The organism is Falsiroseomonas tokyonensis (assembly GCF_019024325.1).
Lineage (GTDB): Bacteria > Pseudomonadota > Alphaproteobacteria > Acetobacterales > Acetobacteraceae > Falsiroseomonas > Falsiroseomonas tokyonensis.
In genome coordinates this window covers 1,089,088-1,102,090 of record NZ_JAFNJS010000001.1, presented here as the reverse complement: position 1 = coordinate 1,102,090, position 13,003 = coordinate 1,089,088, and the positions used below count along the sequence as shown (strand labels likewise).

General features: G+C 72.3%; 11 protein-coding genes. 6 read left to right on the top strand and 5 right to left on the bottom strand.

Going from position 1 to position 13,003, the window contains the following annotated elements:
- Positions 1 to 24 precede the first annotated feature (24 nt).
- Genes J3S20_RS04985 through J3S20_RS04960 form a run of 6 tightly spaced genes read left to right on the top strand, consistent with a single transcriptional unit; the run spans position 25 to position 7,014 of the window.
- Entirely contained in the window at positions 25 to 1,062 is a 1,038-nt protein-coding gene (locus J3S20_RS04985) for a M29 family metallopeptidase (RefSeq protein WP_216835148.1), read from the top strand.
- Positions 1,059 to 1,760 carry an alpha/beta fold hydrolase gene (locus J3S20_RS04980; protein ID WP_216835146.1) on the top strand — a complete coding sequence of 234 codons (702 nt, stop codon included), beginning with the start codon at positions 1,059 to 1,061 and terminating at the stop codon, positions 1,758 to 1,760. The genes J3S20_RS04985 and J3S20_RS04980 overlap by 4 nt, the downstream gene beginning before the upstream one ends.
- Positions 1,761 to 1,763: 3 nt before the next feature.
- Positions 1,764 to 3,032 (top strand): acyl-CoA dehydrogenase family protein, encoded by a 1,269-nt coding sequence (locus J3S20_RS04975; RefSeq protein ID WP_216835143.1) that lies wholly within the window; start codon positions 1,764 to 1,766, stop codon positions 3,030 to 3,032.
- Positions 3,029 to 4,417, top strand: coding sequence for an AMP-binding protein (locus tag J3S20_RS04970; RefSeq protein ID WP_216835141.1), 1,389 nt, complete (start codon positions 3,029 to 3,031; stop codon positions 4,415 to 4,417). Before J3S20_RS04975 ends, J3S20_RS04970 begins: the two co-directional genes overlap by 4 nt.
- A gap of 51 nt (positions 4,418 to 4,468) precedes the next feature.
- Positions 4,469 to 5,833, top strand: a complete 1,365-nt coding sequence (locus tag J3S20_RS04965; protein ID WP_246602263.1) for an LLM class flavin-dependent oxidoreductase — start codon at positions 4,469 to 4,471, stop codon at positions 5,831 to 5,833.
- Positions 5,815 to 7,014, top strand: coding sequence for an MFS transporter (locus J3S20_RS04960; protein WP_343215155.1), 1,200 nt, complete (start codon positions 5,815 to 5,817; stop codon positions 7,012 to 7,014). Before J3S20_RS04965 ends, J3S20_RS04960 begins: the two co-directional genes overlap by 19 nt.
- Here the strand turns inward: J3S20_RS04960 and J3S20_RS04955 are convergent.
- The 5 genes from J3S20_RS04955 to J3S20_RS04935 are packed head-to-tail and all read right to left on the bottom strand — an operon-like array spanning position 7,011 to position 12,997.
- Positions 7,011 to 7,994 carry a hypothetical protein gene (locus J3S20_RS04955; RefSeq protein ID WP_216835137.1) on the bottom strand — a complete coding sequence of 328 codons (984 nt, stop codon included), beginning with the start codon at positions 7,992 to 7,994 and terminating at the stop codon, positions 7,011 to 7,013. The genes J3S20_RS04960 and J3S20_RS04955 overlap by 4 nt on opposite strands.
- Positions 7,991 to 8,398: a c-type cytochrome gene (locus tag J3S20_RS04950; protein ID WP_216835135.1), complete on the bottom strand. Its 408-nt coding sequence runs from the start codon at positions 8,396 to 8,398 to the stop codon at positions 7,991 to 7,993. Before J3S20_RS04950 ends, J3S20_RS04955 begins: the two co-directional genes overlap by 4 nt.
- A complete protein-coding gene (locus J3S20_RS04945) occupies positions 8,395 to 8,919 on the bottom strand; it encodes a DUF3341 domain-containing protein (RefSeq protein ID WP_216835133.1) in 525 nt (174 codons plus the stop codon). The genes J3S20_RS04950 and J3S20_RS04945 overlap by 4 nt, the downstream gene beginning before the upstream one ends.
- Complete coding sequence (nrfD, locus tag J3S20_RS04940) at positions 8,916 to 10,235, bottom strand: NrfD/PsrC family molybdoenzyme membrane anchor subunit (RefSeq protein WP_216835131.1); 1,320 nt, start codon at positions 10,233 to 10,235, stop codon at positions 8,916 to 8,918. The genes J3S20_RS04945 and nrfD overlap by 4 nt, the downstream gene beginning before the upstream one ends.
- Positions 10,232 to 12,997: a 4Fe-4S dicluster domain-containing protein gene (locus J3S20_RS04935; protein WP_216835130.1), complete on the bottom strand. Its 2,766-nt coding sequence runs from the start codon at positions 12,995 to 12,997 to the stop codon at positions 10,232 to 10,234. The genes nrfD and J3S20_RS04935 overlap by 4 nt, the downstream gene beginning before the upstream one ends.
- Positions 12,998 to 13,003 lie beyond the last annotated feature (6 nt).

Genomic DNA, 13,003 nt, shown 5'->3' with positions numbered 1-13,003 from the left:
GGCCAGGGCAGGGAGGGACCGGGATTGCGCGACGACCGGATCGAGCCGCAATGGATCGAGGCCTTCGAGGCGGTGCTCCGCCTGTGCAAGGCGCAGCCGGGGGAGGTCGTCTGCCTGCTGGCGGAAAGCCAGTCCCGCCCGCTGAACATCGACCTGGCGGAGCTCGCCGCGCATCGCCTGGGCTGCCGGCCCTTCCGCCTGGTGGTGCCGACGCCGCGGCAATCCGCGCCCGTACCGGTGCGCTCCACCGGCGCGTCGCGCGCCCTGCAGGGGCATCCCGCCGCGCTGGCGGCGCTTAAGGCCTCGTCGCTGGTGCTGGACCTGACGCTGGAAGGCCTGCTGCACGCGCCGGAGCTGAAGGAGATTCTTTCCGCCGGCGCGCGCATCCTGATGGTCTCCAACGAGCATCCGGAGGCGCTGGAGCGGCTGGTGCCGCGGCCGGAGGATGAGGCGCCGGTGAAGGCCGCGGTGAAGCGGACGCGGGCGGCGAAGAGCATGACGGTGACGAGCGCGGCGGGCACCGACCTCACGGTGGATATGGCCGGCGCCGTCACCGCCGGCGTCTGGGGCTGGACCGACCGGCCCGGCACCATCGCGCACTGGCCGGGCGGCGTCGTCGTCAGCTTTCCGCGCGCGGGCACCGTCAATGGAACGCTGGTGCTGGCGCCCGGCGACGTGAACCTGACCTTCAAGCGCACCATCGAAAGCCCGGTACGCCTGACGCTGGTGGATGACCATGTCACCGCGATCGAGGGCACGGGCCCCGATGCCATCGTCATGCGCGACTACCTGGCCGCCTGGGGCGATCGCGCGGCCTATGCGGTCAGCCATGTCGGCTGGGGCCTGAATCCCCGCGCGCGGCGGGAGGCGCTGATGTTCTACGGCCCGCGCGACACCAATGGCACGGAACTGCGCGCGGCGGCCGGGAACTTCCTGTTCTCGACCGGCGCCAATGAATTCGCGGGCCGCTTCACCGAGGGCCATTTCGACATCCCCGTCTTCGGCTGCACCATCGCGCTGGATGGCGAGCCCGTCGTCCTCGAGGGGAGGCTCGTTCCATGACCACCATCCTGCTGCACGGCATCGGCGGCCCCTCCTGGGGCGAAATTTCCCGAGATGCCCTCGACTGGCCCTTCCCGGGTTTTGGCGGCACGGCGCCGCTGCCCGCCATGACCTTCCCCGCGCTGACGCAGGCGCTGCTGGATGCGATGGATGCGCGCGGCATCGCCAAGGCCACGCTGGTCGGCCATTCCATGGGCGGCATGGTGGCGCAGGATTTCGTCGCCACCCATCCCGACCGCGTCGCGAAGCTCGTGCTCTACGGCACCACGCCAGCCTTCGGCGGGCGCGACCCGAGCTTTGCCGAATCCTTCCTGAAGGCGCGGCTCGGCCCGTTGGAAGGCAGCACCATGCGCGACGCCGCACCCGCGATGCTGCAAGGCATGTTCAGCCCCGAGGCCGCGCCGGATGCCCATGCCCGCGCGCTGGAAGCGATGCAGGCCGTGCCGGATGCAGTCTATCGCGAGACGCTGCGCTGCCTGACCACCTTCGACCGCCGCGCCGATCTGGCGCGCATCAGCGTGCCCACCGTGCTGATCGCCGGCGAGCGCGACCAAGCCGCGCCGCTGAAGACAATGCAGCGCATGGCGCAGACGATTGCGGGCGCGCGGATCATCGTCATCCCCGAGGCCGGCCACCTGATCCACCTCGAAAAGCCGGCGGCGTTTCGCGCGGCGCTGCGCGACGCCTTGGAGAGCTGAGCCATGGACGCCCTGCCCGCCACCTCGCTGGACGACGCCCCGATCTTCGACGCCGCGGCCTTTCGCCTCACCCCCTTCGAGGCCGAGCTGACCGCCAAGGCGCGCCGCTTCGGTGCCAGCGTGCTCGCGCCCCGCGCCACGCGCTGGGACCGGGAGGCCACCTTCCCCACCGACAACTACCGCGACATGCATCGCGAAGGCCTGTTGGGTATCTGCATCCCGAAGGATGAGGGCGGGCTCGGCGCCGATTTCCGCGCCTATTGCATGACGGCGGCGGAGCTCGGCCGGTACTGCGGCGCCACCGCGCTGACCTGGAACATGCATGTCTGCTCCACCCTCTGGACCGGCGCGCTGACCGAGGATCTCGACATCCCCGACGAGGCCCGCGCGACGCATCGCCGCCGGCGCCGCATGCATTACGACCGCATCCTGGAAGATGGCGCGATCTATTCGCAGCCCTTCTCGGAAGGCGGCGCGGCAGCGGCGGGCGCGGCGGCCTTCGGCACCACGGCCAGGCGCGTGGAGGGCGGTTTCCTCATCAACGGCAAGAAGATCTTTGCCAGCCTTGCGGGCCACGCGAACTACTACGGCATCCTCTGCACAGAAGTGCATGAGGGCGAGAAACTGTCGCGCAGGGATACGCTCTATCTCGGCGTGCCGGCGACGGCGCCGGGGGTCACGGTGGAAGGCGATTGGGACCCGCTCGGCATGCGCGGCACCGTTTCCCGCAACCTGCTCTTCAAGGATGTCTTCGTGCCGGAGGACGCGGCGCTGATGCCGCCGGGCCTGTATTTCCAGGCGGCGACGCGCTGGCCGCATATGTTCATGACCCTCTCGCCCACCTACATGGGCATCTGCCAGGCGGCCTATGACTTCACGGTGAAATACCTGCGTGGCGAGGTGCCGGGCACGCCGCCGGTGAAGCGCCGCATGTATCCGACGAAGCAGATCGCGGTCGCGCAGATGCGCATCATGCTGGAACAGACCAAGGCGCTGTGGTTCCAGGCCATCACCGATGCACGGCCCGATCCGACGAAGGACCAGATGATGCGCGCACTGGCCGCGCAATACACGGTGATGGAGAATGCCAATGCGCTCTGCGCCCTGGCGATCCGCACCTGCGGCGGGCAGTCCATGCTGAAGTCGCTGCCGCTGGAACGGATGTATCGCGACAGCCGCTGCGGCGCGCTGATGCTGCCCTGGACGGCGGAGCTCTGCCTGGATCGCCTCGGCCGCGACACGCTCTATGAAAAGGGCGAGACGGACCAGTGAAGCACTGGCTCACCGCGCCGCCGCCCGATCGCATCGCGCTGCGCTTCGGCGATGTGGCGCTGAGCTATGGCGAGTTGCACCGGCAGGTGGTGGCGATGGCGGCGGCGCTGGCGGCGCGCGGCCTGCGACAGGGGGATCGCGTCGCCTTCCTCGGCCAGAACCACCCGTCGCAGATCGTGGCGCTGTTTGCCTGCGCGCGGCTCGGCGCGCTGCTGCTGCCGCTGAACTGGCGCCTGGCGCCGCCGGAATGGCGCTTCATCCTGGAGGATGCCGGCGCGAAGCTGCTGCTGGCCACGCCGGACATGCTTGCGGCCATGCCGGATGCGGTGGATGCCACCAGCCTCGCCGCGCCCGGCCCCGCGCCGGATGACGGCGATGACCAAAGCCCCGTGCTGCTGGTCTATACCAGCGGCACCACCGGCCGCCCCAAGGGCGCGGTGCTGGACCAGCGCGCGCTGCGGCACAATGCGCTGAGCGCGCAGCACGCCTTCGAAATCACGGCACAGGACCGCGTGCTGACGGTGCTGCCGCTGTTCCATGTCGGCGGGCTGAATATCCAGACCACGCCGGCGCTGATGGCGGGCGCCGAGGTTCTGTTGCATCCGCGCTTCGACGCGGACGCCTTCTTCGACGATCTTGTCCGCCACCGCCCCACCCTCACCCTGCTGGTGCCCGCGGTGATGCAGGCTCTCGTCAGCCATCCCCGCTGGGCCTCGGCGGATCTTTCCAGCCTGCGCGCCATCGGCGCCGGCTCCTCCGACGTGCCGCTGCCGCTGATCGAGGCGTTTCATGCGCGTGGTATCCCGGTGCAGCAGGTCTATGGCGCGACCGAGACCTGCCCCATCGCCATCATCCAGGACCGCGCCGAGGCCTTGGCCGCCCCCGGCTCGCTTGGCCGGCCGGCCCTGCATGCCGAAGCCCGCATCGCCGGCGGCGCGACGGAAGGCGAGATCCTGATCCGCGGCCCCGCCACGCTGCGCCGCTACTGGCCGGATGTGCCGGCGCTGGATTCCGAAGGCTGGTTCGCCACTGGCGATGTCGGGCGTCTCGATGCCCAGGGTCGCTTCTGGTTCACTGACCGCCTGAAGCACGTCATCATCTCCGGCGGGGAGAACATCTACCCGGCGGAGGTCGAGCGCCTGCTGCGCAGCGCCCCCGGCATCCTGGAGGGCACCATCATCGGCCGCCCCGATCCGCGCTGGGGGGAAGTGCCGGTCGCCGTCGTCGTGCCCGCGCCGGATTTCGAAGCGACCCGCCTGCTGGCGCATTTCGAGGGCCAGATCGCCCGCTTCAAGATTCCCCGCGCCGTGGTCACCGTGCCGGCCCTGCCGCGCACGGCGCTGGGCAAGGTCGAAACCGGCCGGCTGCGCGAACTGCTGGCCTGACGCCGCAACTCGGGCATGATCGGGCCAACACGGCCCGAGGAATCGCCCCGCATGATGCGCCTGAACGCCTTCGACATGGCGACCCCCGGCCATATCCAGCAGGGGATGTGGCGCCACCCCCGCGACACCGCCGCGAACTACACCAGCCTGCAACACTGGACGGACTTGGCCCGGCTGCTGGAGCGCGGGCTGTTCGACGGGCTGTTCCTGGCCGATGTGCTCGGCATCTACGATGTCCATGGCGGCAGCCCGGATGCGGCGCTGCGCGGCGGCGTGCAGGTGCCGCTGCTGGACCCGGTGCTGCTGGTGCCGGCCATGGCGGCGGTAACCCAGAACCTCGGCTTCGGCGTGACCTGCAACCTGGCCTATGAGCCGCCCTACCTCTTCGCGCGCCGGATGAGCACGCTGGACCACCTGACCGGCGGCCGCATCGGCTGGAACATCGTCACCGGCTATCTGGACAGCGCCGCCCGCGCACTCGGCCACGATGCGCAGATGCAGCATGACGACCGCTACGATCTGGCGGATGAATACATGCAGGCGGTCTATGCGCTGTGGGAGGGCAGCTGGGCCGGGGATGCGGTGAAGCGCGACCGCGCCGGCGGCGTCTATACCGATGCCGCGCGGGTCCGCCGCATCCAGCACGGCGGCCCGCAATACCGGATCGACGCCATTCATCTGGCGGAGCCTTCGCCGCAGCGCACGCCCGTGCTCTACCAGGCCGGCGCCAGCGAACGCGGCCGCCGTTTTGCCGGCACCCATGCCGAATGCGTCTTTGTGAATGGCACCAACCCCGCCGTGGTCGCGCGCCTCGTCGCACAGTTGCGCGCAGCCGCCGCGCCGCGCTCCATTCTCGTCTTCGCCGGCGCCACCGTCGTGGTCGGCCGCACGGAAGCGGAGGCGCGCGACAAGCTCAGCGACTACGCCAGCTGGGCCAGCGCGGAAGGCGCCCTCGCCCATGCCTCCGCCTCGCTCGGCATCGATTTGAAAAAGTTCGGCATGGATGAGCCGGTGCGCGCCGGCGAGAGCCAGGCGATCCGCTCCAATGTCGAGGCCATGGCCAAGGTCGCCGGCCCGGACTGGACGCCGCGCATGCTGCTGGAGCAGTCCGTTCTCGGCAGCCGTCAGCCGCCGATCGTCGGCGACCCTGTGCAGGTGGCGGATGCGCTGGAAGGCTGGATGCGCGACGCCAGCGTGGACGGCTTCAACCTGTCCCGCACCGTGCTGCCCGAGAGCCTGGTGGACTTCATCGACCTCGTCGTGCCGGTGCTGCAGGAACGCGGCCTCTACAAGACCAGCTACGCCCCCGGCACCTACCGCGAGAAGCTGTTCGGCGCCGACCGCCTGCTGCCGCCAGGCCATCCCGCTGCGGCCCATCGCTGGGCATTACGCCAAAGGTGCGGAACGTCGCGCTGATCACGCTGGCACAGGTGCTGGCGCTGGCGCTGTGGTTCTCCTCCACCGCCGCCGGCCCGGGCATGCTGGCGGAGGCGCCGGGCCGCGGCGCCACCTTCCAGGCGCTGCTGACCAGCGCGGTGCAGGCGGGCTTCGTGCTCGGCACGCTGCTCTCCGCCGCCCTCGCCTTGCCGGACCGGCACGACCCGCGCCGCGTCTTCGCCGCCAGCGCGCTGCTCGGCGCGGCGGCCAATGCGCTGATCCTGCTGCTGCCGCCGGGGTCGGAGGGCGTGATCGCCCTGCGCTTCGTCACCGGCATGGCGCTGGCCGGCGTCTATCCGGTCGGCATGAAGCTCGCCGCCGGCTGGGCGGATCGCGGCGATATGGGCCTGGTGGTGGGGCTGCTGGTGGGCGGGCTGACGCTGGGCTCCGCCGCGCCGCATCTGCTGGCCGCATTCGGCGGCGCCGCCTGGCGGCCAGTGATGCTGGCGGCCAGCCTCTCCGCCGTCGCGGGCGCGACGCTGATCGGCCTGGTGCGGCTCGGCCCGCGCCATGCCCCAGCCCCGCCCTTCCGGCCCGCCGCCGCGCTGGCGCTGTTCCGCAACCGCGGCACCCGCTTGGCCACCCTCGGCTATCTCGGCCATATGTGGGAGCTCTATGCGATGTGGGCCTGGATCGGCCTGTATTTCGCGGCGAGCTTCGCCGCCTGGCGCGGCGATGCGCCACGGCCCGCGGAGGCCGCGCTGGCCAGCTTCGCGGTGATCGCCGCCGGCGCGCTGGGCTCGGTCGCCGCCGGGCTGGCGGCGGATCGCATCGGGCGGGTGCGCGTCACCGTCACCGCCATGGCCGTCTCCGGCGGCTGCTGCCTGCTGGCGGGGCCGCTGTTTGGCCTGCATCCGGCGGTGGGGATCCTGCTCGGCGTGGTCTGGGGCATCGCCGTGGTGGCGGATTCGGCGCAGTTCTCGGCCAGCGTGGCGGAGCTGGCGGAGCCTGGCCTCACCGGCACCATGCTGACGGTGCAGACCTGCCTGGGCTTCGCGCTGACGCTGGTGACCATCCAGCTGATGCCGCCGATGGTGGCGGCGCTGGGCTGGGGTGGGGCCTTCGCGGTGCTGGCGCTGGGGCCGGCGCTGGGCTGCCTGGCCATGCTGCGGCTCGGCCGCAGCGTGGAGGCAGGGCGGCTGGCCGGTGGGCGGGGCTAGCTCAGGCGCCGCAGGCCAGCCCGCCACCACAGGGCGAAGGCCAGGCCCAGCCCGCCCGTCACCAGCAGGTCCAGCCAGGGCGCGGGCGTGGCCAGCGGCGCGTCCGGCCGCACCACCCACCACAGATGCGCGGCGAATTGCACCAGCAGCAGCCAGCACACCGCCACCATGCGCCAGCGCCCATGATCTGGCGGCGCGGCGAGCGCGATGGCCAGCAGCAGCGCCGGCAAAGCGAGGCCCAGTTGCACCCAGCGCCACTCCCCTAGCCGCCGCAGGTACCAGCCCGCCTCCTCCGGCAGGTCGGCCATCCAGACCACGATGAACTGCGTGAACCACAGCCACAGCACCGCCAGGCCCAGCGTCAGCAGCGCCCGTTCCAGTCCCGGCAGGCCTTCCGAACTGGGATGCGTCCGCGCGGCCAGGATGGCCGCCGCCAGCGCCGCCGCCAGCCCCGCCACCCACATGGAAAAGCCCTGCAGGCTGGCGTACCAGCTGGTGTCACGCGACAGCACCCAGTCGAAGCCGGCGAGCGTCGCCGTCGGCAGCAGCAGCACCAAAGCGAGGACGGAGGCGCCGCGCTGCGGCCCCGGCCGCGCCAGCCGCCAACCCAGCGCCGCCCAGACCAGCAGATAGGCCAAGCTGCGCAGCCGGAAGGCCCAGGGCTGCAGCAGCGCGGCGCGCGGGCCGGGCTCCGCCTCCACATGCGCCCAGGGGTAGAGCTGGTCCGGCACCAGCAGCAGCGGCAGCGCCATCAGCGCCAACAGCGGCAGGCTGCGCGCCGCGGCTTCCAGCGGCGCGCGCACCGGCGCCAGCCACTCCTCGCGCAGCAGATGCCCCAGCGCCAGCACGCCGATGGCGCCGACGCCGAGATGCAGCCAGAGCAGGAAGCCCGTGAGCCAGGCCTCCAGCAGCGCCGCGCTGCCGGCGAAGGACACCGCCAGCGCGACGGCGCCGAGTGCCAGGGCGAGCAGCCACTTCATGGCGCCAGGCGCTCCACGAAGCGGGCGATGGCCCAGCGATCCTCGGGCGAGAGCCGGTCGGCGAAGGGATGCGCGCGGGCACGGTTCTCGGCGATCACCGCCATGGTCAGGGCGGCCTCGGCGGGCAGAGGCGGCGGGGCGGGGAAGCCGCGTGCCACCACCGGCCCGTCGGCGGCACCGGTCGCGCCATGGCAGGGGGTGCAGAAGATGGCGTAGCGATCCGCGCCATGCGCCAGCAGCGCCGGCGTGACGGCCGGGCCCGGCGGGGCCAGGGCCTGGCGTCGCGCGGCCTCGCCCTGCGCCACGGCGCCCGGCGGCGGCGGCGCGGGCGGCGGGCTGGGCGCGGCAGCCTGCCAGCCGTCGCAGCCGGACAGCAGAAGCGCCAGGATCAGGCCACGCCTCATGTCGCCAAGACCGAGAGGCGCAGCGGCTTCTGGCGGCGCAGCAGATACTCGGCCTCCCGCAGCGTCAGCCCGGGATCACCCTCGAAGAGGCAGAGGAAGAAGCGATCCTCGCTGGCGCGACCGAAGTTTTGGGCGGCGAAGACGGGATGGCTCAGGCGGGGCAGCCGGTTCAGCGCCAGCATGCCGATCAGCGCGCCCGCCGCGGCCCACAGAATGCCGACGATGGTCGTCGCCGGCAGGAAGGGGGGCAGCGCATGCAGCGGCCGGCCGCCGACATTCAGCGGATAGACATGCACGCTGAGCCACCACTGTGTCGCATAGGCCAGCGCCGCGCCGAACAGCCCCGCGCCGATGGCGATCCAGGCGACGCGCGCGCCGGTGGCGCCCAGCAGCTTCGCCGCCTCGGGCACCGGATAGGGCGCATAGGCATCCATGCGCCGCCAGCCGTGATCCTTCGCCGCGCGCAGCGCCGCGACCAGCGCCTCCGGATCGTCGAATTCCGCGATCACCCCTGGCGTCATGGCACATCCGCCTCGCTTTCCTCGTGCCGCGTCTCGTACATCGACACCACCGGCACGAAGCGCGCGAAGCCCAGCATCAGCAGCGCGAAAAGCCCGATGGTGCCGGCCAGCAGCGTCCATTCCGGCACGGTCGGCACATAGAGCGGCGCGGGATTCGGCAGGTGGTCGCGCAGCAGCCCGCCGGCGACGAGCGAGAAGCGGTCGAGCCAGACGCCCGCCGCGGCGCCGATCCCGATCGGCACCGCCCAGCGCGCCTGGATCTGCGCCCGCTTCAGCCACAGCAGCTGCGGCACCACCACCACCAGCAGGGCGCCGCCCCAGTAGAGGCCGGCATAGGCACCGAAGGCGCGGGCGGCGATCGCCTGGCGCGTCGTCGCATCCTCCAGCACCGCCACCAGCAGCGCCTCGGCATAGAGATAGCCGCAGGCCAGCGCCGCCGCCGCCGTCAGCTTGGCCAGCAGACGCATGTCGTCGTCATCGATATAGCGGGTCAGCCCCAGCCCGCCGCGCAGCAGCGCGGCCAGCGCCAGCACCACGCCGAGGCCGGAGGGAATGCCGGTGGCCACCACATGCAGCGGCAGCCGCGCCTGGTGCCATTCCGGCACCAGCGTCGTCGCGAATTCCAGCGCCACGATGGTCTGCGCCGAGACCAGCATCGGCAGCACCATCGCCGCCACCAGCCGATAGGCCGCCTGATGCCGCGCCCAGTGCCGCACCGATCCGCGCCACCCCAGCGCCGCCACGCCATAGATGCGCGCCTGCACCATGCGCGAACGGGCCACCGCGCGGTCGCGCATGGTGGCGAGGTCCGGGATCAGCCCCGTGTACCAGAACAGGCCGGTGACCACGACATGGGACATGATCCCCCAGAAATCCCAGACCAGCGTGCTGCGGAAATTCGGCCAGACCTGGTAGGTCGCGGGATAGGGGAAGGTCCAGTAGAACAGCCAGGGCCGGCCAAGATGCAGGATCGGGTAGATCGCCGCCGCCGCCACCGCCGCCAGTGCGGCGGCTTCGGCAAAACGGTTCACCGCCGTGCGCAGCCCGTGCCGGCGCAGCACCAGCACCACGGCGAACAGGCTCGCCGCATTGGCGATGCCGATCCACCAGACGTAGTTGATGAGATCAAAACCCCAGACGAAGGGGATATTGGTGCCCCAGAGCGCCGTGCCCTCGATCAGCAGCGCCACCACCGCATAGGCCAGCAGCAGTGTCAGCAGCCCGGCGCCGGCCACCGCGCCGGCGAAGCGCCAGCCGAAATCCTCGCGCAGCGGCGGGTCGGAAACCGGGCGGGTGGTGAATTCCGCGCCGCTCATCCGACCAGCTTCGCCAGGTAGGTGGTGCGCGGCCGCGTATCGAGGTTTCCCAACAGCGCGTAGTTGCGCCCTTGCGACTTGGCGCGCGACACGTCGCTGTCCGGGTCGTTGATGTCGCCAAAATGGATGGCGCGCGTCGGGCAGGCGGCCTGGCAGGCGGTGGTGATCTCGCCGTCGCGCAGCGCGCGGCCTTCCTGCCGCGCCACATCCTGCGCGCCCTTGATGCGGTGCTGGCAATAGGTGCATTTCTCGATCACGCCGCGCGGCCGCAGCGGCACCTCCGGATTGCGCACCGGCACCGCATCCGCCTGCCGTGCATAGCCCGCCCAGTTGAACTTGCGGACCTTGTAGGGGCAGTTGTTGGAACAGGTGCGCGTGCCGATGCAGCGCGGATAGACCATCAGGTTCAGCCCTTCATGGTCATGGACCGTGGCGTTCACGGGGCACACCACCTCGCAGGGCGCCTTCTCGCAATGCATGCAGGGGACGGGCTGGTAGTCCACCTGAGGCGCCTCCGCCGTGCCGGTCACCACGCGATCGACGCGCAGCCAGTGCATGGCGCGGCCGCGCGCCGATTCCTCCGGCCCCACCACCGGCGTGTTGTTCTCCGCCTGGCAGGCGACGACGCAGGCATTGCAGCCGATGCAGGTATCGAGGTCGATCGCCATGCCCCAGGCATGGCCGGGATAGGTCCAGTCCGGATAGAGCGAGCGCGGCGGCGGCAGCGGCGGCACCGCCTGGTCGGGCGCCAGGCGGCGCACGCGCGGCGTATCGCCGGCCAGCGCGTGCTCGGCACCACGCTCCGCCCAGGCTTCGGCGCCGGTCGCGCGGATCTGCAGCCCCTCGGCCAGCCAAGGCGAGGCCGCCGGGCGCAGGCGATAGGCGTCGATCCCGACCGCGCCCGGCACGCCGCCGGCGGCACGGCGCCCGCCGCCGAGCGGCAGGGTGACCACGCCTGGCGCCTGCCCCGGCACCACCAGCACCGGCGCGCGGAGCGTCTGGCCACCGAGGCGCAGTTCCACCACCGCGCCCTCCGCCACCCCCGCGGCGCGGGCATCGGCCGGCGCCATCAGCACGGCATTGCCCCAGGCCAGGTTGCCCAGCGGCCGCGGCAGCTCCTGCAGCCAGGCCTCCGTGGCGAAGCGCCCGTCCCAGAGGTTCGGGTCTGGCGCGAACAGTGCGACCGGCGTGGAAGGCTGCGGCGTGGCCGACGGCAGCGCGAAATCCGCGCGCAGCGGCAGCACCTGCGGGGGCGTCGCGCTGTCGGCGATCACGCCCGCTTCCAGCGCCACCAGCCAGTTCTCCGCGAAAGCCTCGCCCCAGACGCCGCGCCAGGTTTCCTGCACCAGCGCCAGACCGTCGCCCGGCAGGCCGGCGAGTGCGCCCAGAAGCTCCTCCGGGGCGCGCGCGGCCTCGACCAGCGGCATCGTGGCGGGCTGGCGCAGGGCGGCGGTGCCGTCGAAGGCGCGGGAATCGCCGAAACACTCCAGCGGGTGGCGCAGCGGCAGGTGCCAACCGCATGCCAGCGCCGTCTCATCCACCTGGCCCCCCGCATGCAGGCTATGCGGCACGGCGCGCAGCAGCGCGGCCATGTCGAGCGGGGCGGGCGCGTCGAAGACGGGGTTGGCATCCAGCACCAGCAGATGCGTCACCTGCCCAGCCGCGACAGCATCGGACAGTTCCTCCAGCGTGCCGGCCTCGGCCGCGTTCGGATCCGCGATGCAGGGAATTTCGGCGCCGAGCGTGGCGTTGATCGCATGGGCCAGCGCGTGAACCGCGACGGCTTGCCCGCGGCCGGCCAGCACGCAGGCCTCGGCGCCGGCGGCGCGCAGGCTGGCAGCCAGTGCCGCGGCCTCCGGATGCGTGGCCCCTTCCGCCGCCGCCACGCCGAGCTCCGCGGCCACGGCGCGGGCCAGCGCCTCGATCTCCCAGGGCGGCAGCACCAGCAGGCGGTCGGCCTTGGCGCCGGTGAGGCTGGGCGTGGATTCGGCCACGATCAGCGCCGGCAGCCGCCCCGCCTGCCGCCCCCGCGCCCGCGCCTCGGCCCAGCCGCGCGCCTGGGCGAGCTGGGCGGGGCCGGGGCCCAGCGGATCGGCGCCGAGGCACAGCACCGTCGTGGCGCGCGAAAGGTCGGGCAGCGGCGTCACCGCTTCGCCGAAGGCAAGGCGCGCACCGGCTGCCGCCGCCGCATCGGCCAGCGGCGCATGGACATGCCAGCGCGCCCCCGGCCATTGCGCCAGCAGGGCCGCGATCAGTCGCCGCTGGGTGGGGGAGGCGATGGGCCCGGTGAGCAGCCGAAACCCCTGCCCACCCGTCGCCGCCAGCGCCGCACGCTGCTCCGCCATATACCGCGCGAAAAGCGCCGCATCGCGTTCCACACGCCCATACCGGCGGAGCCTGCGCGACCGCGCCGGATCGTGCAGCGCCAGCACGGCAGATTCGAGAAAGACATCGGTGGCGCCGAGGCTGGCCGGGTGGCGCGGATTGCCCTCGATCTTGATGGCATGGCCATCCCGCGCCCGCACCAGCACGCCGCGGCCCAGCCCATCGAGGTCCAGCACCGTGGCATAGCGGCGCAGCCCGGCGGAGGCCGCATCCGCGCCGCGCGCCGGGGCATAGAGCGGGCTGCCGAATTCCTGCGGCCCGACATCGCAGCCCGCCGCCGTCGCCAGGGCCAGCGAGGCGCCGGCCGCGCGCAGCAGGCTGCGGCGATCCGGGTCTGGCGGCGGCAGGGGATCAGGCAGCGCGTCAGGCGGGGTCATGATGGC